Genomic DNA, 22,800 nt, shown 5'->3' with positions numbered 1-22,800 from the left:
GATTTACTTCCCCCCGTCAAGTTGGGATTGACAGAGTGCTAGCACAGGAAGGTGACAACTTGAATCCGGTCATGTGGCAGCCTTCATTAAAAAGACGGGAAAAAGCCATTATCACCACTTTTATAGCCAGAGTACGAGAAAGCTGCGGGGCTAACGTCACAGATTATGAAAGCTTATACCGCTGGTCCATTGCTGAACCGGCAGCGTTTTGGGATCTGTTGTGGCAATTTGCCGGCATTATCGCTAGCCATAAAGGGGTGCAAATTGTAGCGGATGCCGGCAAAATGCCCGGCGCCAAGTGGTTTCCCGAGGCGCGGCTTAATTACGCGGAAAATCTGCTGCTTAGAGGCTATGAAAACCAGTATGCCATTATCTTCCATGGCGAAAACGGGGAAAGCCAACCCTTGTCTTATGGCGAGCTTTACCGTCGCGTATCACGGCTCGCGCAGGCACTGCATTGCGATGGTGTTAGACCGGGTGACCGGGTTGCCGGCATTCTGCCGAACCGGTCTGAGAGCATTATCGCGATGCTGGCCACAGCGAGTCTGGGAGCAATCTGGAGCAGTTGCTCACCGGATTTTGGCGTGGCCGGCATCGTGGATCGCTTCAGCCAGATCACTCCCAAAATATTGTTTATCGGCGACGGTTATTTTTTTAACGGCAAGGTCTTTGACCGCTCCGGCCAGATAGCGCCGCTGCTCCAGGCCATGCCATCCATTGAAAAACTGGTATTGATTCCCGTGCTAAACAGTTTCGAGGGAACGGATGAAGATCGGGTGGTGCTTTGGCAGGATTACCTGGCCGGTTTTCCGGATGACCGCCCCATTGCCTTTGCCCAACTCCCATTTGATGCGCCGCTTTTCATTCTTTATTCCTCGGGCACAACAGGCCCTCCGAAATGCATTGTCCACAGCGTTGGCGGCACGCTGATCCAGCACATCAAGGAACACAGGCTGCATACCGATATTCATGCTGGCGACCGTCTGTTTTATTACACGACCTGCGGCTGGATGATGTGGAACTGGCTGGTTTCAGGACTGGCATCCGGCGCCACGCTGGTGCTTTATGACGGCTCGCCGCTTTACCCTGCCGCCGATGCCCTGTTTGATTTAATCGATGCGTACCGGATTAATGTTTTCGGAGTTTCCGCCAAGTATATCGATGCGCTTAAAAAAGCATCTGTAAGGCCCCGGAAAACACATAAGCTGGCCTCGCTCAGAACGATCTTATCGACCGGCTCGCCGCTGGCGCCGGATAGCTTTGATTTTGTCTATCAGTCGATCAAATCCGATGTCTGTTTATCCTCGATTTCAGGCGGTACCGACATCATTTCCTGTTTTGTCCTGGGATGCCCGATTCTGCCTGTGCGGCGCGGTGAAATTCAGTGCCGGGGCCTGGCCATGAAGGTCGATGTCTTCGATGATGAGGGGCGGTCGCTGCAAGGACAGAAAGGCGAACTGGTTTGCACGGCGCCCTTCCCGTCCATGCCGGTGGGTTTTTGGAATGATCCGGGACAACGTCAGTATCATGCTGCCTACTTTGAAAAATTTCCCGGCGTCTGGAGCCATGGCGATTATGTTGCCTTAACCGATCAGGGCGGCATGATCATATACGGCCGATCCGATGCCGTTCTGAATCCGGGAGGCGTCAGAATAGGCACGGCGGAAATATACCGGCAGGTAGAGCAAATCGATGAAGTGCTGGAGAGTGTAGTCGTCGGGCAAGACTACCATGGAGATTGCCGGCTTATTTTGTTTGTGGTTTTACGTCCCGGCTTACAGCTAACCGATCAGTTAACAGCAGCCATCAAACAGCACATCAGAGAGAATGCCTCGCCTCGCCATGTGCCAGCCCTGATCCTACAAGTAACCGATATTCCGCGTACCAAAAACGGCAAAATTGTTGAACTTGCGGTGCGCGATATCATTCATGGCCGTCCTGTCAAGAATCAACAGGCACTGGCCAATCCCGAGGCGCTTGATCAATTTAGACAAGTTATTTCAATGATTAACTGATGTTGCGCAGTTTGCCTGTTCAAACCGCCGAAACGAGAGGTTTAGGACCTGTGGGGGCGCCTTAGGCGAGGTCGCCCCCACAGGCTTGCGTAAGTCTGATCAACGAATTTGATAAGCTAAAGCGCTGCGCCACTAACCGCCTTAACCGTTATTGGACAGCCGCCAGTTCACGCCGTTGTTCATCCAACCCGTCCCAAAATGCCGCAACGCCATCAAGCATTTCACAACCGTAATGAATGAACTGGTCTTCATCCAATTGCTGGGTGAAATAGAGTTCTTCCAGTTCTTCCTGCGTGTGCGTGGCATGCTGGGCTTCCAGTTTATCGTGCCAGACAAAAAAGCCTAAAGGCAGCTTAACGCTAGTCCGCTCGCTGAAGCGTTTAAAACCCGTGATCAATTGCCCCCAGAATCCGGCAGCGGCCCAGTTTTCTACCGCGTAACTGGCTGCCTGAGAAATCTGGTAGTTATCGCCGCCGTATAGCCGGATTAATTCATTGCAGAAAAACAGCGTGGCGTCGGTGCCGTGTTTCGGCTGCCCTATATCGGCAAAATTCAGATCCAGCTTTTTAGCGATGGCATATAACCATTCAAAATGGCCTGCGGAAAAATGAAATGTACTGCCTTCTATGCTGCCATCGGTAGACCCCAGATCATGATCATCGGTTTTTTGCACAGTGGATTTGAAGCTGACGCCCAGTTCATTCGCCAGGATTTCCTTCGATGCCCGCATAGTTTCCAGCGTATCGGCATGAATCATCTTGTTGAGTTGAGCGATCAGGAACTGGTTGGAAAACACTGAAAACTGAATGATAAACGCTTTAATCTGGTTCAGGTTTTGGTCGCCTTGTTCAAACCATAGCGTATAAGGATTGTGCATGATCACCCGGTGCTGGAGCAGTTCCTTATTAATGCGCTGCTGAAATTTCAGGAACTGCCTGGCTTTATCAATTGAATACCCGATTTGGTGTTCATTGAGAGCCGCCAGGGACGACAGACTCAATCCTTCGATATGGTGTTGTTGTGCAAGGCTTTTCAACGATTCGCAAGCAACGTCTCGCATGATGCACCTCTGAATATTAAAGTGGTTGTCACCTAAGACTAAATCTCTATGAGATAAGTTGCATGCCACAACAGCATCAGATGGCCTGGAAACTAATGGCACTTAAGTTAATCTTAGGGTGTATAGATTGCGAGGGAGATAGTGCCATGAATAGTGCATCCAATCCCGTCGGCACTGATGGTTTTGAGTTTGTGGAATATACAGCCCCGGACACCCGAGAGCTGGAAAGTCTGTTTATGCAGATGGGTTTTACCGCCATCGCTCGGCATCGGTCCAAGGATGTCGTACTGTACCGGCAGGGCAATATCAATTTTATTATCAATCACGAACCCAGCAGTTTTGCCCAGGCTTTTGCCAAAGTGCACGGCCCGTCCATTTGCGCGTTCGCGATTCGCGTCAAAGATGCCGCCGAATGCCTGGCCCACGTGATTAGCCTCGGAGCGGAACCCCAGCGCAGCGATATCGGGCCTATGGAACTGAACATTCCAGCCATCCGGGGCATTGGCCGCAGCCTGATCTATTTTGTCGACCGTTACGGCGATCATTCCATTTACGATGTCGATTTCGTGCCGTTCGAAAATGTCGAGTTAAGACCTGCCGGCCTCGGGCTTACCGATATCGATCACCTGACCCATAATGTCTACCATGGCGGTATGGACAAATGGGCCGAGTTTTACCAGCGGCTATTCAATTTCCGCGAAATCCGCTATTTCGACATTCACGGCAAAGCCACCGGCTTAAAGTCCAGGGCCATGACCAGCCCTTGCGGCAAGATACGCATCCCGGTCAATGAGCCGACCGATCCCAAATCCCAGATTCAGGAATACCTGGATGCCTATCATGGCGAAGGTATTCAGCATATCGCCCTGCATACCGATGACATCTACGCCACCGTGGAACAACTGCGCGCCAACGGCATTGACTTTATGGATGTGCCCGATACTTACTATGAGGCCGTTGATCAGCGTGTGCCGGGCCACGAAGAAGACCTGGAACGGCTGCGCCGCGACCGCATACTGATCGATGGCGCACCGGAACGCGGCATCGGCTTGTTGCTGCAAATTTTCACCAACACCGTCATCGGGCCGATCTTCTTCGAAATCATTCAAAGAAAAGGCAATGAAGGCTTTGGCGAAGGCAATTTTCAGGCGCTTTTCGAAGCGATTGAACTCGACCAGATCAAACGCGGAGTCATCTGATGAGCTGGATACGCATACCCAAAACAGAAGGACGAGCCTCACGGCAGGCGCATGCCGATCTGCCGGCCGGCACCTTCGAACGCGAACTGGGCAAAGAAGGCTTTTACGGGCCGGCGACGCAAATGCATCATCGCCACCCGCCCACAGGCTGGAAATCGATCGAAGGCCTTTTGCGGCCGCGCGCCTTCGATGCGAAGAAGCTGGCCTCGCTTACCGATTGTCCCTGGCGTGCAAGCCTGTTGTTCAGCAATGCCCATGTGCAGATCCGTTTTTTGAAATTGCAGGCCAGCATGGATCATTTGGTGCGCAACGCTGACGGCGATGAGCTGATTTTTATCCATCAGGGCTCAGGTGATTTGTTCTGCGATTACGGCCATTTGAGTTTCCGTGAAGGCGACTACCTGATGCTGCCGCGCGGCACGCAATGGCGCATGAACGTGATGGAGCCGATCCAGGCGCTGATGATCGAGGCCACCAATGACAGCTACCGGCTGCCGGACAAAGGTCTGGTCAGCCAACAGGCAATTTTCGACCCGGCTGTGCTGGATGCGCCGGCCATTGATGATGCCTTTATCAACCAGCAGGATAACGAGGAATGGCGCGTCATTGTCAAGCGCCGGCAGCACTTGAGCACCATCACCTATCCGTTCAACCCGCTGGATGCGGTCGGCTGGCACGGCACACTGATGCCGGTGCGCCTGAACTGGCTCGATATCAGGCCATTGATGAGCCATCGCTATCATGTGCCGCCGTCGGCGCACAGCACGTTTGTCGCCAGCCGTTTCGTCGTTTGTACGTTTGTGCCGCGGCCGTTCGAGTCCGATCCCCATGTTCTGAATGTGCCGTTCTTCCACAGCAATGACGACTATGACGAATTGATTTTTTATCATTATGGCCAGTTTTTCTCCCGGGATCATATTTATCCGGGCATGCTGACGCTGCATCCGAGCGGCATTCCGCACGGCCCGCACCCGAAGGCGTTAAAGAACGCCGACAGCAAGCGTAGCGGCATGACCGACGAAGTGGCCGTCATGGTCGATACCCGCGATGCGCTGACCGTATCCGAGCAGGCCGCCGCTGTCGAATGGCCGGAGTACGTGGATTCCTGGAAATGAAACTGGGCACGCTTAAAACAAGATACCGGGACGGTACGCTGGTCGTAGTCGACAGGGAGTTGAGACGCAGCGTCATGGTGCCCGATATCGCCTTGACGCTGCAGGCGGCGCTGGACGACTGGCATGACATCAGGCCCAGGCTGGAAGCGGCGTATCAACAGCTGAACAGCGGCGCCTGCGCCTCCATGCCGTTTGAACCGGAGCAAATGGCCGCTCCGTTGCCCAGAGCTTATCAATGGCTGGACGGCAGCGCTTACCTGAGCCATGTCGAGCGCGTGCGCAAAGCCAGAGGCGTACCTTTGCCGCCCAGTTTATACGACGACCCGCTGATGTATCAGGGCGGCTCCGATATATTGCTCGGCCCGCATGACGCTATCGTTGCCGCCAGCGAGGATTACGGCATCGATTTTGAAGCCGAAGTCGCCGTCATTACCGATGACGTACCGATGGGGGTCTTGGCGGCTGATGCCGCCGCCCATATCCAGCTGGTTGTGCTGGTCAATGACGTATCGTTGCGCAACCTGATTCCAGGGGAGTTAGCCAAGGGATTCGGCTTTCTGCACGGCAAGCCTGCCAGCGCCTTCTCGCCTGTCGCCGTGACCCTTGATGAACTGGATGGCGCCTGGCAGGACAATAAACTGCATCGGCCGCTGACCGTACACTGGAATAATCAGTTGTTCGGCCAGGCCGATGCCGGCGCCGACATGCAGTTCGATTTTGCGCGATTGATCAGCCATGCCGCCAAAACGCGGTGCCTGGGCGCCGGCACGATTGTCGGCTCGGGCACGGTCAGCAATTATGACCTATCGGCCGGACATTCATGCCTTGTAGAGAAGCGTGTCGTTGAAATCATTGAGTCCGGTACGGCCGTGACGCCGTTCATGCGTTATGGCGATCGGGTAAGAATAGAGATGTTGACCCCGCAGGGACAGTCTATTTTTGGTGCTATCGAGCAGGTCGTCAAACCATGTCCATAATCTTGTACAGCTACTACAGAAGCTCTGCCTCGTTCCGGGTACGAATTGCGCTGAACATCAAACGGATCGATTATGAAATCCGTCCCGTGCATCTGTTGAAAGGCGGCGGCGAACAACATCGTGAGGATTATCTGAAGATCAATCCCCAGGGTCTGGTGCCGACTTTGATCGATGGAGGCACCGTTTTGACTCAATCCTCGGCGATTGTCGAATACCTGGAAGAAGTTTATCCAACCCCTGCATTACTGCCCAAGTCGGCCGTTGACCGCGCCTATATGCGCTCGCTGGTACAGCTGATCGCCTGCGACATCCATCCGCTGAACAATCTGCGCGTGCTGCAATATCTCAAGGAGACGCTGAATTACGATGATGCGCAGCACGCCTGGTATTGCCACTGGATTCAGAAAGGCTTTTCGGCCATGGAACTGCTGCTGGAACAGCATGACTGCAATGGCTTGTCCTGCCTGGGCAACGGTCCCGGCATGGCCGATGTGTTTCTGGTTCCGCAGGTTTACAACGCCTTGCGCTTTAACTGCCCGATGCATGAATTCCCGCTGATCAGCCGTATTTATGAAAACTGCATGCAGCAGTCCGCTTTCCTGAATGCCGCGCCTGAAAATCAGCCTGATGCGATGAAATAAGCGTTTTGGATGCGCTTCGCCTTTGTGCGCCTCACTTTTAATAATGCGGTGGCTGGGTTGGAGTTTTAACGGAAACCCGGCATGGGCAGCTCCGAAATGCGGGGTTTAGCAACCCAGCCTACCCCGCTGCCCAACCAAGATCAAGGCAAAATCCACGGTAGGGTACGCATCGCGTACCTGTTCAGGGCTTTTCGGCACACCACAAGTCCGGAAAGGTATGCGATGCGTACCCTACAAAGATCGGGAGACTCCAAATGCTGGGTTCATCAACCCGGCCTACCAGCCGCTAAAAGCTGCGGTGCTCAGCGCGGCAAACGGGATAAAACCGCCGGTGCGTAACATCAGTTATAGTTTATCCTGACGATCCCCCCAGCTTACAAGATCCTGAACCCAGTAAGAGAAATCGCGCGGACCGTTTGGGCCTTCAGCGGCTTTATCGAACAGTATCAAAGCCCGCCCGATCCCTCGGCGCCGATATCCATCTTTCTGCTTGGGCAACATCTGGTCGCGCCAGGTGCCGAAATTGATATAGGTATAGTTCTGCGACTTCTCCGGCATATCAAAATCCAATTCCTCCTCTAAGGGAATATGGGTATGTCCTTCGCCGTGAATACGGAAACCGTAATTGCGGTATTCGTCCAGAAATGACGGAAACGCCAACATTTCCTTATAAGAAGGCGCAGACCGTTGCCACTTCTGCAATTTGGCCAATAATCGCATGACCACGTAGATGAATCCCAGCTCGATCCTGGCGTTGAGCAGCTTCAGCACATTCATGACCGGCTTGGCAATGCGCAGTATCCAACGGCGGGTCGCTGGGGCACTGTCAAATGTAAAGTCCCAGCTGAGCCAGCCATGGACCGAATTCAGCAATTCGTCTTCGATGATCTTTCTGACCTGACTTAGGCATTTATCCTCCTTTCTGAGTTTCTGCGTCTCCTCGATAATACGCTGTATCGCTGTAAAGGTAGGCCGGTAAAGATCCAGCTCTTCCAGAACCTTCTCAAGCCTACGGATGCTTTTTTCCTGATCCGGATTCAGCGCGTGCAAATCTATTTCCATTGCGGCCAATCTTTTCTTCGCGCGGAAAATGAATCCCGACAATAATCCGGCAGCGACCGTATCGCCGAAGCAAGCTTCGGTGAACGGTTTATAGGCCATGCTTCGCCATACATCGAGCTGCCAGCCGTCCCCGACAGTCCAGCCAGGCTCCGGACCTTGAACGCTGAAAGAGCGGCTGTTGTCTTGATCCCGCCATTGGCCGTGGGTCACAAGCAGCCGGAATCCACGATCCGCCCAGTAAAAAGGCAGCCAGGGGACGCTGCTGCGCTCGAGATAATGGCTTTCATCATCGAAATACATCTTGCCGATCCAACGCCGGTAATCATCCGACAAGGTTTCCACAGGCTGATTGAGACACTTTTCGTAAAACAGTTTCAGCGCCTCGCCGTCGGCGAGGATTTCCTTGTCATGATTTCCGAACAGAACCAGCGTCCTGACCTTTGCCCGGCAAGGCTTATTTTCATGCTTTTCACTTTTAAAGGAATATTGTTCGGGTGAGCCTTGAAATTCCTTGAGCAAATGGAAAAAACCGGTTTTCTTGCCGGGCGTTCGCGGCCGGGTGTGGACTTCTATGATGCCCTGCAGAATCTCGTGCAGAATCTTTTTGAATTGAGGATCTTGGCGCTGCCAGGGATATACGCCGTGTTCGGCCCATCGCTGGGTGCGGATCATGTCGACCACGTCGCCCACCAGTACAATGGTCAGTTCATCAATATTGAAATGCCCGCAGAGATCGACGATGTTGTCGAAAACCTCTTCCCAGACGACATCGTCGGCGCTCTGGTTGCCCACTGTGCCGTCAGTGAAATGCAAATCGCTGAAACAGATACATAACCGGTTAGGCCGGTTTGGATCATCCGGATCGGAAGAACCGGCTTCTTTCAGCAGATAGAACCCTTTAGGCAGATCAGTATTTTCTGCAGGAATAGTGCCCATAACGATGATCTCCTAATTTTTCTGACTTTCCAGGAATTCCAGAAGGCGCGGAAAAATGTCTACATGGACATTCTTGCCCATAAACACATCCTGATGGCCATAGTTGGGAAATACCTGCAATTGGTGCCGGCCCGGAACGATTTTTTCCAAGCGCTCATGACAGACGATGTTGGAGTCGGTGAACACGCGGTTTTGCTGGCCGGTCATGAACAGCACCGGCGTTTCGATCTCGTCCGCATAAGCGAAGTAATCGTCGGGCAGGGTTTGATATTTGGGATTGCCGGTCTCGAACTTCACGGCCGTATTATTGGCGTTCACCATCTTGAGCACATGACGGTAATAATGCACGCTGACGCCGCCGTACAAGTCGCCTCCGCGCCGGTGGGTAACATCCAGCAGATTGTCGTGGTTGTACAAGGCCGGAAAGCCCGTACCCCACATGAAGCTCAGCATGTGGCATTCAGGCGAGTCGCATTCGCGATGAAAAGCGGAAATCAGCCAGCCGAGGACTTTGCCCAATGACCAGCCCGGCTCGCGCCGCCAGTAAGGGTTGATGTACTCGACGCTGAGCAGATAATCGCAAAGGAAAGGCCCTGCGTTAAGCTTGACTTTCGACCAGGCCGGCACGCGCGGCGTCAGCGATACGCTGTTGGCGATGACGCTGCGGATACCGGTGACCGCCTTGCCGAACAGGCTCATCATGAACGATACCGACCCCAGGCAATGGCAGATGACATGGATGCGCCGCCCCTCGCCGACGGCCCGGCGCACCGCAGCGATGGCCGCGGGATGGTCGAACTGGGCAATATCGTCCATGTTATAGCGATTGCGGTGAAGATTGTAGGAATAGCGGTTGCTCATCCGGTAATCCAGAGTCCAGACATCGGTAAAATTGTTGTCCAGGAGGTACTGCACCAGATTGTAGTGTTCCGGCATGATGAACATGTCGCTGGACGTGGTCAGACCGTGAATGATGACCACGACATCGTCGCAGGGCGCCTTCTGGAAACGCAGAAGGCTCAAGCCTAAGCCATCGGCCGTAGTGAAAGGATGCGTGGTGATCTCGGCGCCCTGCACGCCTTCGGTGGTATAAAGCGGAATTTCGCGTTCGAAGGCGCCTGCCTTTGGCATCAGTGACGGCGCATAGGTTTCCCAGAGTGCGCCGAAAAAGAACCGGCCGAAACGCTCCACCGCACCCAGCCGAGCCGGAAAAGTAGGCGCATCGGCGCGCATCGTGGCCAGCTGATGCATGAAATCGGCCAGCTGAATGTGCAGAATGCCGGAGGCGTAAGGTGTCGCGCCGGCTTCCTGATCCGCCTGTAAATGGCCCTGATAAAGATTGGTGAACAAGGTCGTGGTGTCGCCCCACACATCCGGACCGACGTCGTTCTGTATGCTTTTGAAGCCGCTCAGCGTGAACGGTTTGCCTTCAGCATTCTCGAAAAACAGCCGGTAGCGCATTTCCTTGCGGTTTCTATCGCTGGTGTCCACAAACAGGTTGAATACGCCGAGCAACACCGGACGGCGCCCGCCGACCAGATCGCCCTCGACATAACCGATCGCCTGCGCCCGATGCTCCGGCGACGCCAGAAATTGATCCACATCGTCAGTCTTGATCGTCAGATGGAACATGAAGTAGGAGTCGTCGGCCTGTCCTTGCGTGTAACCATCGTCGAAAGAAGTCTGACCCACGGCGAGATAGCCTTTCATCTCCTCAGTGAATTGAAAGGCAATAGGAGCTTGTGTATTCGTATTCATGATGGATATTCCTGTGGCTTAGCGTTGGTTGATACCGAGGTCATCGGTGGGTTTAAGGCCGGTAATACCTTCGGCGATCCATTCCGATACGGCTGAAATCGTCGCTATCGGGTTAGAACCAACGGCGCTGGGCAGCACCGAGCCATCTGCAATATACAACCCCTGATAGCCAAAAACCTGGCCGCGGTCGTGTTCATTGGCGCTGACAACGCCCTGCTCCGGGCTGTCGGCAAGAATGCAGCCGCCCAGCGAGTGCACGGTGATGTTGTTGCGCATCGGCCAGTTCCAGGTGGGCAACGCCGTAAACAGCCAGGACTTGACGAACGACTTGAATTTTCTGCCGGCGTCGAGAATGGCCTCATACAGCGGCATGCTGGTCGTTTGCGGCCAATCCAGGTCCAGTCTGCCGTTCTTGAGTGCCAATACGCCGTCCCCTTTATCCAGCCCCATGCATAATAAAACGCTGCTGCGGTAAGACACATCGTCCTTGAGCACCTGGTAGAACAAATTGCCTACGGACCCTGTCCACTTGCCCCCGCTCAGGTTCTGCCAGATATAATTCCACAGTGTTTCCAGGATGCGCCCTATTCTTTTCAGCATGCCGATCGGATTCAGGCTCGGCTGCAGGCCTTCCACGAGCCATGCCGCAAACGCCGGATAGCTGGCATCCTCCAGCACGAAGGCCCGGTCGGGATCATGCTGTTTGAACAGGTTGTAATCAGTGTACTGGGTAATCACCGGCCCATAATTGGGATTGGCCGGAGTTTTCCCGTCCACAACGAATGACAGAAAGTCGCCATTGCCGGAAAAACGCTTGCCCAGCTGCTGGCTGAGGCGAGGCAGCGTGCCGTGTTCATCGCGGCAGCGCAGCAGCAGCTCGGCGGAGCCCAGCGTACCGGCGGAAACCACGATGCGCTGGGTATCGACGTAAGCGGGACCATCGTCGAGATGGCGATAGTACACACGGTAACCATGCGCGCCATTGGCGGTGGCATCCTCCTCGCCCCGTTCATTCAACGGCACGATTTTCTCCGCCAGACAATCGGTTTGTATCTGCGCCTTATGCACATACTCGGCAACATAAAGATAATTGAGATCGAGGGTATTTTTTGAATGGGTGTTGCAGCCTACGTCGCATTCTCCACAGTAAGTGCATGAAGTCTGCACAGCGCCATAGCGGTTTTTTTCTTGGAGTCCAATCTGAGTCGGCTGTTGGAAATCGTTGCCGAAGAATACGCAAAGATCGGCCAGTTTTGAATCACGTCCTTGATTTTGGGCAAATTGCTGGAACAGTTCAGTGCGGATGACGCGGCGGCGCGGTTCATCGCTCCATGCCGGAATCGGACGCGCTCCCAGCACGGACTTGGCAACGTCATAATACGGCTGCAGGAAGGCTTTATTGAGCGATTTCGGCCATTGCCGTTCGAATACCTGCTCCGGCGGCTCAAGAAATACATTGGCATAAATCAGGGAACCGCCGCCCAGTCCGGCGCAGACCACCGCGTCCATTCGGTTGAATGCACGGACATCGAACAGTCCGCGCAAATCGCGCTTTTTGATGGGATCGGGGCGTTGCGCCCGATCATCGGGCAGATTCCAGAAATTGGTCGCTATATCATGAGGTGAGCGCGGGAACGATCCCATCGGATAGCGCTTCCCGCGCTCCAGAAGTAATACCTGGCCCTTCCATTTTTGCGCCAGCCGACAGCAACTGATAGCCCCGCCGAAGCCGCTGCCGATGATAACCGCCTCATATTTCTTATTTTGCATACTCATGATATCTCCATAGTCGCTTATGCAATGCGTTTCGCGTTGCGTTTATTGTTATTCTGCGTAAATTTCCCTGTGAGATCGGTCCTTGAAATGCCATTGCTTGGAGAAGCAATATCCCTTACTTCCATAAAAAACGATATAACCTCCTGAGCAAGAGGCTATGAAACTGGTTTGACGGCAAATACTTGCAATCGAATTAAAAAACATTCCGCAAGCTTTAACTGCAGATAATCGATTGGCCGGCTGTTTGTAACTCTGGAGACGCTGCGATTCTGACTTATGATGACGAATCCGCGCTGAAGCAAGCCCCATGAACTAAAACGGTATTTCCTTTGAAATTTTCTCGTTGTAATTTCCAGATAAGCTTAAGAGACTTCTAGTGTAAAAACCTGATGGCGCTGATTCATCCCCATGCCCGCCAAGGGCTTTGAGATGTTCATAATTTAGATAGCCTCTACTTGATCTTTGGATTATATACTCATTCTCATCAATAAAAAAAGCTATTCGTAACCCACTGATTTAACGGATATTTACTTTATATCCTATAGTTTTTCGCTGTTTTATTGATCAATGCAAGTCTTGCCAATTTATCAAAGCGGGCATAGGGCGGTGTCATTGCCTGAGCCGATTTCATGGCCAGACAATGCTTAGTCTGACGCTTTTCATTGTGATGTCGATCTTATTTGCTAAATAAAAAGGCCGGATAAACCGGCCTTTCTGTTCATAGTAAATCTGATGACAACAATCAGCGCAAAAATTCGAGCACCTTCTCGGCCGCTTTCTGCTTGGCTTTGGTCTTGGCCGCCTCGGCAGCCTGTTCGGTCGCTTGAGGCGCGTTATCAACCTGAACTTTCAGTTGCTGTACGGTTGCCGCACCGTCCTCTATGGCTTTAATTTGTTCGGGCTTGGCCTGCTCCAGCCTTTGCCTGGCCGTTTCCTTTGCCGCATCCAGCGTCTGCTCTTGGACGGCCTTCGGCGTATTTTTAACATTCTCTTTTAACTGCTGAGCCTGTTGCAGTAGCTTCTGGGCCTCAGCCGCTCTTTTGGCCTTCTCCGGCTCCGCTGAGTTAGCCGCCTCGGCAGCCAATTGTTTGGTCACCGCTTCCAGTAAATTGTCTCCAGCCAGCGCCGCACCGGACGCTATCAACAAGGAACCGAATAAAATTGCTTTGTTTCGCATGAGTCTCACTCTCAGTAAATAATGATCAGAAACAGTAACATAGTACCGCAAATCTGAACCATTGATGAATTTATTGCAGAGGGCGAGTCGGATGCTAAGATCAAATTTAATGTCAGGCAGGGAAAAAAGCGCTTGCCTTCATTCAGGGAAAATTGAACGCCGCAGCCACATACAGCAGCAGGGCCATAAAAACCAGTACGGTAAAACCGAATTGCATGGCGATCAGCGTCGCCAGTATGGCGCTAATGACGGAGGCGCAGCCATTGATGCCCCAGGCCCACGGAATCAGCGCCGGCGCGTTCCGGCCGAGGCTATCCATCCCCATCGGAAACGGCATGCCCATGAAAAAGCCCAGCGGCGCGATCAGCAGTATCGAAAACACCAGCCGGCTACTGCCGCCCAATTCCAGCAGGACGCCGGTCAAGGCTTCAAAACCAAGGATATAAATCGCACTGAACAGGGCAATACCGGTTACCGGCCATCGAACCATCGATTTTGCTTTGTGATCGCATAATCTTTTTGAAAACAGGCTGCCCGCGCCGGCGCTAAGCAAAAACGTACACAATACCGCCGTAACGGCATAAATCGGATGATGCAGAATCAGGATAAATTTCTGGATGAAGGCTATTTCAATAAAGAAAAAAGCCAGGCCCAGGCAGACAAAATAAACCACAACCTGCCGATAGCCTTGGATGCCGGATTTTATGCCCAGCCTGTCCCTGCCCAGGACCAGCGGCAGCGCAATCAGAACCAGGCTCGCCAGCACGGCCTGCAGCAATGCGGCGACCAACAGCAAATAGCCGCTTTCCAGCAGCGACATGCCGCCCTGTCCCAATAACGGCAAAATCTCCGGCAGGGTTTGCCATTTGAAAAAATGGAAAAAATAAGGCCGATCGTCCGTCGCCGGCTCGATATTGAATTTGTAATCATCTATGAAAGCTTTGCCGTCAGCGCCCAGCAAGGCCTTCGCTGCCTGATAGAAATACGGCTGCGACAAGATATTGAAGCGATTGACCTCCTCTACCTTGATGCCGGGATAATAAGCCAGGTCGAAACTGCGTTCACTGCTGAACTGTTTGAGATTTTCGATTTCCCGGTCTGAGAACGGCCCGTTTTTGACCAGCAGCGTGCTGGTCTGCCAACTGCGGATCAGCACAATACGCTGCTCGGGATCTTTTATCTTTAACGCCTTGCACGCATTCACGACCGTCGCCAACAGTTTTAACGTATCCCGCGGCGGCATCTTGATCCAGCGGGTGATGCTCAGATAGCCGCCCGGCGACAGATGCCGCAGATCAGCCTGTATCGCCTGTTCGGTATAAAGATAACTCTCGGACAGCGCATAAAGCCCCGCCGCCGAGGCCCCGAACGCATCCAGCAGGGAAATGTTGATCAGGTCATAGCGTTCATTGCTGGTCGCCACAAACCCGCGGGCTTCGCCTATGTGCAGGTTGACATGCGGATTCTGGTAAATACGGCCTGCGAAATCGGCGTATTTTTTTTCGACCAGATCGACTACCTGAGGATTGAGTTCAACCGCATCGATACGGTCGATGGCATGATAGTGCGCCTGCAGGATATCGCTGCCGGTGCCCGCTCCCAGGATCAGGACATTCTGCAACGGGCGCAGGTGATAAGGCAGCGCCGAAGTGGTCTGGTCCAGATAACTTAATGTTTCCGTATTGCCGCCGTAGCGATCGATCGCGGTCATATTGTCGGCATCAGTAAAGACGGCCAGCTGTTCGGGCGGTTCGGTCGTGGCATTGAGGCTCAGCCCCGGCGCGTGGCGCAACGGCGTAATAGCGCTCTTGACCACGTCAATCAGGCCCAACGGACTGGAATAGCGATCGATGACTTTAGTGCCCGGCACCCTCAGCATCTGGCTCTCGCCTTTGTACGGCGAAACATTCAGCCTGAGCCAGCCGGTCATCGCCACAGTCGCCGCCAAACCAACAATAATGCCGGCACTGAACCGGAATTTCGTCTCTTCCGGCTGCGCCTGAAAACTGTAATGCGCCACGATGACCGCCGCCGCAATGCCCAGCACGGTCAAAACGGTCAGAATCTTTTCGGGGAACAGCAGAAACAGCAGCAGGATGATGCCGATGCTGCCGGAACCGGCGCCAAGCAGGTCTGCCCCATAGACAAACGACACGCGGGTCTGGTAATGATAAAAAGACAGGCCGATCACATTGGCCGCGAAAAAGAACGGCAACATCAGCAGCAGGTACAGTAAAAGTAAATAGAACAATTGCACCGGCGCCCACAGAATCTCTTCGGGATTGAAGGGAATCATCTGAGCCAGAGCAAAGCAAACAGGCACCGAAAAGCTGAACAACAGCATGTTGGCCGTGATCGCGGCCGGGAACCGGCGCTGCAGCGCATCGCGGTTCAGCGCCAGAAAGACGCCGCTGACGCCATACCCGAGCAGCGCCAGACTGATGATCATATAAGCGAAATGGTGCCACTGGATGATCGAGAACAGGCGCATCAGCAATACCTCATACGCCAGCGCGGACGCCGAGATAATGGCTATCGCCAACAGATACGAGCGGGCCGGTTTTGCTTCAGTCATTTAGTGCTCACCGGTCAGCGGCACAAAGGAAACCGGCAGAATCTGCCGGGTCGTCACCTTGCCGTCCGCATCCTTGGTCACCAGCACCAGATGCTGCACCATGAAGCGGCTGCCGACCGGTATGATCATGCGCCCTCCCGGTTTCAGCTGCTTGATCAGCGGCGGCGGAATATGGCTTGCCGCGGCGGTGACGATTATCGCATCGAAAGGCGACTCGGACGGCCAACCGTAATAGCCGTCCCCGATCAGAGTGCGCACATTCTTATAGCCAAGCTGTTCAAGGTGTTTCCCTGCCTGCCGACCCAACCCTTCGATAATTTCTATGGTAAACACCGAATCGGTCAGCTCGCCCAGAATGGCGGCCTGATAGCCTGAGCCGGTGCCGATTTCAAGCACCCGGTCGCCTTTTCCCAGATTCAGCAGATCGGTCATGACGGCCACGATATAAGGCTGGGAAATGGTTTGCCCGTAACCGATGGGCAGCGGCCTGTTGTCATAGGCGTAAGGGATCTGATCTTCCGGCACGAACTCATGCCTCGGCACCTTGAGCATGGCATCCAGCACTTTTTCATCGAGCGCGCCCTTGTCGAGAAACCGCTGGCTCCCCCTGACGCCGAGCTTGATGACATCGATCATCTCCTGGCGCTGCTTCAGGAAACTCTCTTCGGCCATGGCAGCGGCGCTGCACAGAGACAACAGGCAAGCCAAAGCGAATCCTTTGGGAACGGAGCGATAGGTTTTTGACATGCAGACAACCTCCGGATGCAATCTGTATCAAATAAAGCACTCATGGGCTCATGCGCTGATGATATCGGCCCGTTTCTTAAGGATTTTCGGTTATTTCGCCCGCTTGTCCATGATTCGAATCATTTGGCCGATTAATGCAACAGTCCGAACCGTTCCGAACTTTCATATGTCGGCCAGCGAGCGGTGTTTTTTGACCGCCAAAAACTATTTTGGTCGCTAAACCTCTAAATGCAGTAGAGATCAGCTTAACTTTTTCCCTAAAGCATTGGTTCATCACATGCCGCGCTATCGAAAATCCCTATTCATTTTTCGCCGTGATTTACGCTTGTCCGACAATATCGGCCTAAACACGGCGCTGGCCCAATCCGAACAGGTTCTGCCGACTTTCATTTTCGATCCACGGCAGATTGAACCGCATGCCTACCAGAGCCAGCCGGCCTTGCAGTTTATGCTGCAGGCTTTGGAAGACCTGCAACAGCAAATCGCCGAACAGGGCGGCGACTTGTATTGTTTTCATGACTTGCCTGAAAATGCGATCAGCCAGCTGCAAATCAACGAATCGATCGAGGCCGTCTTCGTCAACCGCGATTACACGCCGTTCAGCCTGCGGCGTGATGCTCAGTTGCAGCAGCGATGCCGACAGCTTGGGCTTGATTTCCATAGCGCCGGCGACCTGTTATTGACCGAGCCGGAACAAGTCCTTAAAGACAATCAAAAACCCTATCTGATATTTACGCCGTTTCATAAGCAGGCCCGGCAGTTTCCTGTCGCGCTGCCGCAGTCCTTGAATCCCGGAATACTGATCAGATCAACTGCCCTCAACAGCCATCCTGAACTGATCAATACATTCAAAAAGCCGCATCATAATGTGCTGCAAGGCGGACGCAAGGTTGCATCGGCACTGTTGAACTGCTTGGATCAGTGCCGTGACTATGCCCGGCAACGCGATATTCCGGCTCTGGCAGCGACGACCGGCCTGTCGGCCTATCTGAAATTCGGCTGTTGCTCGATACGGGAGGCTTACTACGGCATCGTGGAAGCCCTGGGCGACGAACATCCTTTACTCAGGCAGCTATACTGGCGCGATTTTTTTACCCATATCGTCTTTCATTTTCCACACGTTTTCGGTCAGGCTTTTCACCGGCAATACGATGCAATCGCCTGGCGCAATAATCCCGATGAATTCGAAGCCTGGACCTGTGGACTTACCGGCTTTCCGATTATCGATGCAGGCATGCGGCAGCTGAATGAAACCGGCTGGATGCACAACCGCGTGCGCTTGCTCACTGCTTCGTTCCTGGTCAAAGACCTGCATATCAGCTGGCAATGGGGCGAGCGTTACTTTGCCCGGCACCTGATCGATTACGATCCCTGCGTGAACAACGGCAACTGGCAATGGGCGGCCTCGACCGGCTGCGATGCGCAACCGTATTTCCGTATTTTCAATCCCTGGCTGCAGCAGCAGAAATTCGATGCCGATTGTGTTTACATCAAGCACTGGCTGCCCGAGCTTCGGCCCTTCCCTGCCGCGGTTATTCATCGATGGTACAGGCAGGCGCAGCCGGGCGATTATCCGGCGCCGATCATCGATCACGCCCAGCGCAGCCAACAGACTAAAGCGCTGTTTCGGCACATTCACTGAAATCCGGAGGTTCAACCATGCCTTATTTATCCTTGCTGCTACTGATGCTGGTTTCCGGCTGCATCGGCCTGCCGTCCGGCGTCAAACCCGTCACCGGCTTCGAACTCAACCGATACCTCGGCAAATGGTATGAAATTGCCCGCCTCGACCACAGCTTTGAACGCGGCCTGACCGATGTCACGGCCGAATACAGCCTCAAGGGCGATGGCGGCGTCAGCGTGTTGAACAGCGGTTTCAATGCCGAGACCGGTCAGCGCCAATCGGCCGAAGGCAAGGCTTACTTTGTTGAATCGCCTGATGTCGGGCGCCTGAAAGTTTCGTTTTTCGGGCCGTTCTATGGCGCTTATAACATTATTGCCCTGGATAAAGCCAACTACAGCTACGCCATGATTGCCGGACCTGATCGCGACTACTTATGGATCCTGTCGCGCACGCCGACACTGGACCCGAAAACCCTGCAAGCCTTGATCGATCAGGCGCAATCGCTGGGCTTTGCCACCCAAAACTTGATCTATCCCTGATCAATAACTTTAATCAATATCTCGGAACTGAAATCAGCCATAACTGATTCCAGTCGCTCAGGCATCAGCAACAGGCCGCCCCGGATTCAAGTGAGAGGCTTTTATTGGGCGGTGCGCAATCGAACAGGCCGAAATGCGTGGATTTATCGCCCCAGATTTCAAAATGCTCGGCAAAACGGCTCATACCGAGCATATCGGCCGTATTGCCGCAGACGCGCAAGGGCCGGCCGGTTTCAAAATGGTGATGATCGTCCAGATCAAAAAAGTGAGGCGATTCCGGCAATGTGCCTTTATAGACGGCGACCTGCCCGAAATCCTCGCAGCGGTCTTCCAGCGGCGTTTTAAAAGCCCTGACCGTTACCGAGCGGAAATTGACCATGCCGATTTTGGCCACGACCTCCGGATCATCCAGCGTGATCGCATTACTCTTGATAGTGCGGACATCCGGGCAGCCAAGCTCCTGCATGATGCGGCGAAAGTCCTCCCAGTACAAAGCCCCGCCCAGGCATTCGCCCAACAGCACCGGGTCCAGTCTGAGCGCGGATGGAATGCGCCGGTCGGCATAGACATCGGAAAAATAAAGCTCGCCGCCGGGCTTGAGCACGCGGAAGACTTCCGCCAATACCTGCTTTTTATCGGGCGACAGATTGATGACGCAGTTCGACACCACCACATCGATAGAATTGTCGGCCATGCCGATAGCCGCGAGATCTTCGATATGCCCATGAAAGAATTCGACATTGGAGCGCGCGTAGCCGTAACGTTCGGCATGCCAATCGCAATGACTCCTGGCGACATCAAGCTGCGCCTCCGTCATGTCGACGCCGATGACTTGCCCTGTCTCGCCTACCAATCTGGACAGCAAATAACAATCGCGTCCGGAACCGCAGCCCAAATCCAATACGGTGCGGCCTCCAAGCGCCGGAGGCAGCGGCGAGCCGCAACCGTAGAAACGCTCAACCACTTCCGGGTGCAAATCGGCAAGCAGCGGGCGCAGATGTCCAGGCATGGCATCCAGTGTGCAGCAGGCGCTGGTCTTTAAATCCTGGTTGGATTTAAGCACTTCACCGTAATAATTTTGTACAGATTCACTAATGGCGGCATCGGTCATGTAGGCTCCGGATATAAAGCAGGTTATTTTTTATGAGAACGCAAAAGAATGGAAAGACCATTGCGTGTTTAGTTGCGGACTCGTTAAAAATAAAATTTCTTACAGCGGTTTGCAAAATATTTTGTAGGCAATGCGTAAATGAATAGACAAAAAAATTGAGTGATGTGGCATCAAGGTTCGAAAGCTTTTTTCTTATCGCAAAAAAGCTGTCGAAATTATTGATTTTGATTCTGGAGTGGAATCGTCGAGTTCGAGCAGCCATTTCGGCATATCATCCTTGAGCTGTACGCCTGAAAGCCCCCTGCGCAGTGCTTCATGAGTCAAATACGCCAGTTTGGCGGCTGCAGCCTGATAGGACAGGCCGTCAGGCGGCCGGATGTTGGAGATGCAGTTGCGCTCGGCATCGGTATTACCGATCCGCGGCGCGTACGTCAAATAGATGCCAAGGCTGTCGGCGGCGCTGAGTCCGGGCCTTTCGCCGACGATGATCACAGCCAGGCGCGCATTGAGCAGTGCGCCGATTTCATCCGATAGCGCCACCCTGCCATTGGCCGCCAGGCAGATCGGGCCGAGGCGCAGAGAGTTGCGTTGATAGGTATCGATAATCGCTTCCAGCAGCGCTAGGCCATGGCAGTCCACGGCAGTCGACGACAAACCGTTGCTGATGATCAGTGCCACATCGATGGCCTCAACGGCTCGTGATTTGAGCAGCCGGCGGCTTGCTTCATCCAGGCAGCGTCCCTGGTCTGGCCGTTGCAGATAGTGCACCCGGCTGGCGACCGGCGTAGACAGGCTGAGCGCTTCCAGCCCCAGCGCTTCGACCCCCTTCGCGAAGCGATCGATCGACCAGGGCTGATGCACCGCGTCGCGGGCCGCCGCATGGGCGATCTGGAAATCGAGCAGAGCCGAGGTCGGCAGGCCGCAACCGGACCGACCTTGAGCAATTCTGGCCTGGGTAAACCGACGCAATGGATGCCAGGGATCGTTCATGCCTGTATGCCTGCAAATCCTGAAAAATGGCTCAGCAACGGAGCGGCGATGCGGCTGTCTGACAAACTGTTCCGGCCGTCGAAGATGCCCATCCTGTCCAGCCAGGCTTCGAATTCCGGCGCGGGCCTTAAACCCAGCACTTGCCGCAGGTAGAGAGCATCATGGAAAGAAGTGCTCTGATAGGCCAGCATAATGTCGTCAGCGCCCGGAATGCCCATGATGTAATTGCATCCGGCGACGCCGAGCAGGGTCAGCAGGTTGTCCATATCGTTCTGGTCCGCCTCGGCGTGGTTGGTGTAACAAATGTCGCAACCCATCGGCAATCCCAGCAGCTTGCCGCAGAAATGATCTTCCAGGCCGGCGCGAATGATCTGCTTGCCGTCATAAAGATATTCAGGACCGATAAAGCCGACGACAGTATTGACCAGCAGCGGCGAAAACTCCCTGGCGACGGCATAGGCGCGCGCTTCGCAGGTCTGGGCATCGACGCCGTAATGGGCATTTGCAGACAGTGCGCTGCCCTGGCCGGTTTCAAAATACATGAGATGGTTACCGCCGCGCCCCAGTGATTCGGCCATGGCCTTGGCTTCCCGCAGCAGGGCCAGATCGATGCCGAAACTGCGGTTGGCCGCCTCGGTGCCGGCAATGGACTGAAAGACCAGATCCACCGGGGCACCGCGCCGCATCAGCTCCATGCTGGTCGTGACGTGGGACAGTACGCAGGACTGCGTCGGTATTTCGTGGCGGCTGATGATCTCGTCGAGCTGGTTCAGCAGGATGAGGACGTTATCGAGATTGTCAGTCGCAGGATTGATGCCGATAACGGCATCGCCACTGCCGTAAAGCAGGCCGTCCAGAATGCTGGCGGCGATGCCGCGGGGATCGTCCGTGGGATGATTCGGCTGCAGACGGGTGGAAAGGCGCCCCGGCAAGCCGATGGTGTCGCGAAAGCGGGTGACAACCCGGCAGCGACGAGCTACGGCGATCAGGTCCTGATTTCGCATGATCTTGCTGACGGCAGCGGCCATCTCCGGCGCCAGCCCGGCCGCGAGCGCCGATAAATCGCTGGAATCGGCCAGCAGCCAATCGCGGAATTCCCCGACGGTCAGCGCCGCGACAGGCGCAAAGGCTGCAGCATCGTGCCGCTCCAGGATCAACCGGGAGACTTCATCGTGTTCCGGCGCAATCAAGGGTTCCTCGATGAATGCCTTTAACGGCACTTCAGCCAATACCCGTTGAGCAATAGCCCGCTCGACTTCGGAGTCCGCCGCCAGGCCTGCCAGTTCATCGGCCGCTCGCCGAGGCGAGGCCTTGGCCATCAAGGTTTTTAAATTGCGGAAATTAAAATTCCTGCCCTGTACGGTCGCGGCATAGTTCATGTTTTGGCTCGATTTCCCATATTCGCTTTGTCATTTAGCCTGTGTAGGCTGGGTTGGAGCTTAGCGGAAGCCCAGCATGGGCGGCCGAAATGCTGGGTTTATCAACCCAGCCTACCGCT

General features: G+C 54.2%; 17 protein-coding genes. 7 read left to right on the top strand and 10 right to left on the bottom strand.

The window, feature by feature from the left end; all coding sequences use genetic code 11:
• Positions 1-35: 35 nt before the first annotated feature.
• Positions 36-2,015: an acetoacetate--CoA ligase gene (locus IT781_RS06940; protein ID WP_370526952.1), complete on the top strand. Its 1,980-nt coding sequence runs from the start codon at positions 36-38 to the stop codon at positions 2,013-2,015.
• A 148-nt stretch (positions 2,016-2,163) separates the two neighbouring features.
• On the opposite strand, the gene IT781_RS06935 is transcribed toward IT781_RS06940, so the two are convergent.
• Entirely contained in the window at positions 2,164-3,075 is a 912-nt protein-coding gene (locus IT781_RS06935) for a hypothetical protein (protein ID WP_194969413.1), read from the bottom strand.
• A gap of 146 nt (positions 3,076-3,221) precedes the next feature.
• Between IT781_RS06935 and hppD the strand changes: the two genes are divergently transcribed.
• From hppD to maiA, 4 genes are read left to right on the top strand one after another with little or no spacing between them, the layout of a single operon-like run.
• Positions 3,222-4,274, top strand: coding sequence for a 4-hydroxyphenylpyruvate dioxygenase (hppD, locus tag IT781_RS06930; protein ID WP_194969412.1), 1,053 nt, complete (start codon positions 3,222-3,224; stop codon positions 4,272-4,274).
• Complete coding sequence (locus tag IT781_RS06925) at positions 4,274-5,389, top strand: homogentisate 1,2-dioxygenase (protein WP_194969411.1); 1,116 nt, start codon at positions 4,274-4,276, stop codon at positions 5,387-5,389. Before hppD ends, IT781_RS06925 begins: the two co-directional genes overlap by 1 nt.
• Entirely contained in the window at positions 5,386-6,366 is a 981-nt protein-coding gene (locus IT781_RS06920; RefSeq protein WP_194969410.1) for a fumarylacetoacetate hydrolase family protein, read from the top strand. The genes IT781_RS06925 and IT781_RS06920 overlap by 4 nt, the downstream gene beginning before the upstream one ends.
• Positions 6,357-7,007 carry a maleylacetoacetate isomerase gene (gene maiA, locus IT781_RS06915; RefSeq protein ID WP_194969409.1) on the top strand — a complete coding sequence of 217 codons (651 nt, stop codon included), beginning with the start codon at positions 6,357-6,359 and terminating at the stop codon, positions 7,005-7,007. The genes IT781_RS06920 and maiA overlap by 10 nt, the downstream gene beginning before the upstream one ends.
• A gap of 345 nt (positions 7,008-7,352) precedes the next feature.
• Here maiA and IT781_RS06910 read toward each other — a convergent pair whose 3' ends face one another.
• From IT781_RS06910 to IT781_RS06885, 6 genes are all read right to left on the bottom strand, one after another.
• A complete protein-coding gene (locus IT781_RS06910) occupies positions 7,353-9,005 on the bottom strand; it encodes a hypothetical protein (RefSeq protein WP_194969408.1) in 1,653 nt (550 codons plus the stop codon).
• A gap of 12 nt (positions 9,006-9,017) precedes the next feature.
• The gene (locus tag IT781_RS06905) at positions 9,018-10,763 is read right to left on the bottom strand and encodes an alpha/beta fold hydrolase (RefSeq protein WP_194969407.1); all 1,746 of its coding nucleotides are present in this window, start codon (positions 10,761-10,763) and stop codon (positions 9,018-9,020) included.
• Positions 10,764-10,781: 18 nt separating this feature from the next.
• Positions 10,782-12,539 (bottom strand): GMC oxidoreductase, encoded by a 1,758-nt coding sequence (locus IT781_RS06900; RefSeq protein WP_194969406.1) that lies wholly within the window; start codon positions 12,537-12,539, stop codon positions 10,782-10,784.
• 742 nt (positions 12,540-13,281) lie between these two features.
• Positions 13,282-13,716: a hypothetical protein gene (locus IT781_RS06895; RefSeq protein WP_194969405.1), complete on the bottom strand. Its 435-nt coding sequence runs from the start codon at positions 13,714-13,716 to the stop codon at positions 13,282-13,284.
• A gap of 142 nt (positions 13,717-13,858) precedes the next feature.
• Complete coding sequence (locus IT781_RS06890; RefSeq protein ID WP_194969404.1) at positions 13,859-16,291, bottom strand: SAM-dependent methyltransferase; 2,433 nt, start codon at positions 16,289-16,291, stop codon at positions 13,859-13,861.
• The gene (locus tag IT781_RS06885; protein WP_194969403.1) at positions 16,292-17,038 is read right to left on the bottom strand and encodes a protein-L-isoaspartate(D-aspartate) O-methyltransferase; all 747 of its coding nucleotides are present in this window, start codon (positions 17,036-17,038) and stop codon (positions 16,292-16,294) included. It abuts the gene before it with no gap.
• 277 nt (positions 17,039-17,315) lie between these two features.
• On the opposite strand from IT781_RS06885, the gene IT781_RS06880 reads away from it, so the two are divergent.
• Positions 17,316-18,680 carry a deoxyribodipyrimidine photo-lyase gene (locus tag IT781_RS06880; protein WP_194969402.1) on the top strand — a complete coding sequence of 455 codons (1,365 nt, stop codon included), beginning with the start codon at positions 17,316-17,318 and terminating at the stop codon, positions 18,678-18,680.
• A 17-nt stretch (positions 18,681-18,697) separates the two neighbouring features.
• The gene (locus IT781_RS06875) at positions 18,698-19,201 is read left to right on the top strand and encodes a lipocalin family protein (RefSeq protein ID WP_194969401.1); all 504 of its coding nucleotides are present in this window, start codon (positions 18,698-18,700) and stop codon (positions 19,199-19,201) included.
• 64 nt (positions 19,202-19,265) lie between these two features.
• Here IT781_RS06875 and IT781_RS06870 read toward each other — a convergent pair whose 3' ends face one another.
• The 3 genes from IT781_RS06870 to IT781_RS06860 all read right to left on the bottom strand — a co-directional run bounded on the left by IT781_RS06870 (position 19,266) and on the right by IT781_RS06860 (position 22,681).
• Entirely contained in the window at positions 19,266-20,312 is a 1,047-nt protein-coding gene (locus tag IT781_RS06870) for a methyltransferase domain-containing protein (RefSeq protein WP_194969400.1), read from the bottom strand.
• Between the two features lie 192 nt (positions 20,313-20,504).
• Positions 20,505-21,302, bottom strand: coding sequence for an ethanolamine ammonia-lyase subunit EutC (gene eutC, locus IT781_RS06865; protein ID WP_194969399.1), 798 nt, complete (start codon positions 21,300-21,302; stop codon positions 20,505-20,507).
• Positions 21,299-22,681, bottom strand: coding sequence for an ethanolamine ammonia-lyase subunit EutB (locus IT781_RS06860; protein WP_194969398.1), 1,383 nt, complete (start codon positions 22,679-22,681; stop codon positions 21,299-21,301). Before IT781_RS06860 ends, eutC begins: the two co-directional genes overlap by 4 nt.
• Positions 22,682-22,800 lie beyond the last annotated feature (119 nt).

Origin of the sequence: Methylobacter sp. BlB1 (assembly GCF_015476545.1) — a bacterium.
Classification (GTDB): Bacteria; Pseudomonadota; Gammaproteobacteria; order Methylococcales; family Methylomonadaceae; genus Methylobacter.
This window is presented reverse-complemented; position numbering and strand designations above follow the sequence as displayed.

Coding starts and splice junctions, on each gene's coding strand:
- IT781_RS06935 (WP_194969413.1), bottom strand. CDS start 3,075: ATGCGAGACGTTGCTTGCGAATCGTTGAAAAGCCTTGCACAACAACAC.
- hppD (WP_194969412.1), top strand. CDS start 3,222: ATGAATAGTGCATCCAATCCCGTCGGCACTGATGGTTTTGAGTTTGTG.
- IT781_RS06925 (WP_194969411.1), top strand. CDS start 4,274: ATGAGCTGGATACGCATACCCAAAACAGAAGGACGAGCCTCACGGCAG.
- IT781_RS06920 (WP_194969410.1), top strand. CDS start 5,386: ATGAAACTGGGCACGCTTAAAACAAGATACCGGGACGGTACGCTGGTC.
- maiA (WP_194969409.1), top strand. CDS start 6,357: ATGTCCATAATCTTGTACAGCTACTACAGAAGCTCTGCCTCGTTCCGG.
- IT781_RS06910 (WP_194969408.1), bottom strand. CDS start 9,005: ATGGGCACTATTCCTGCAGAAAATACTGATCTGCCTAAAGGGTTCTAT.
- IT781_RS06905 (WP_194969407.1), bottom strand. CDS start 10,763: ATGAATACGAATACACAAGCTCCTATTGCCTTTCAATTCACTGAGGAG.
- IT781_RS06900 (WP_194969406.1), bottom strand. CDS start 12,539: ATGAGTATGCAAAATAAGAAATATGAGGCGGTTATCATCGGCAGCGGC.
- IT781_RS06895 (WP_194969405.1), bottom strand. CDS start 13,716: ATGCGAAACAAAGCAATTTTATTCGGTTCCTTGTTGATAGCGTCCGGT.
- IT781_RS06890 (WP_194969404.1), bottom strand. CDS start 16,291: ATGACTGAAGCAAAACCGGCCCGCTCGTATCTGTTGGCGATAGCCATT.
- IT781_RS06885 (WP_194969403.1), bottom strand. CDS start 17,038: ATGTCAAAAACCTATCGCTCCGTTCCCAAAGGATTCGCTTTGGCTTGC.
- IT781_RS06880 (WP_194969402.1), top strand. CDS start 17,316: ATGCCGCGCTATCGAAAATCCCTATTCATTTTTCGCCGTGATTTACGC.
- IT781_RS06875 (WP_194969401.1), top strand. CDS start 18,698: ATGCCTTATTTATCCTTGCTGCTACTGATGCTGGTTTCCGGCTGCATC.
- IT781_RS06870 (WP_194969400.1), bottom strand. CDS start 20,312: ATGACCGATGCCGCCATTAGTGAATCTGTACAAAATTATTACGGTGAA.
- eutC (WP_194969399.1), bottom strand. CDS start 21,302: ATGAACGATCCCTGGCATCCATTGCGTCGGTTTACCCAGGCCAGAATT.
- IT781_RS06860 (WP_194969398.1), bottom strand. CDS start 22,681: ATGAACTATGCCGCGACCGTACAGGGCAGGAATTTTAATTTCCGCAAT.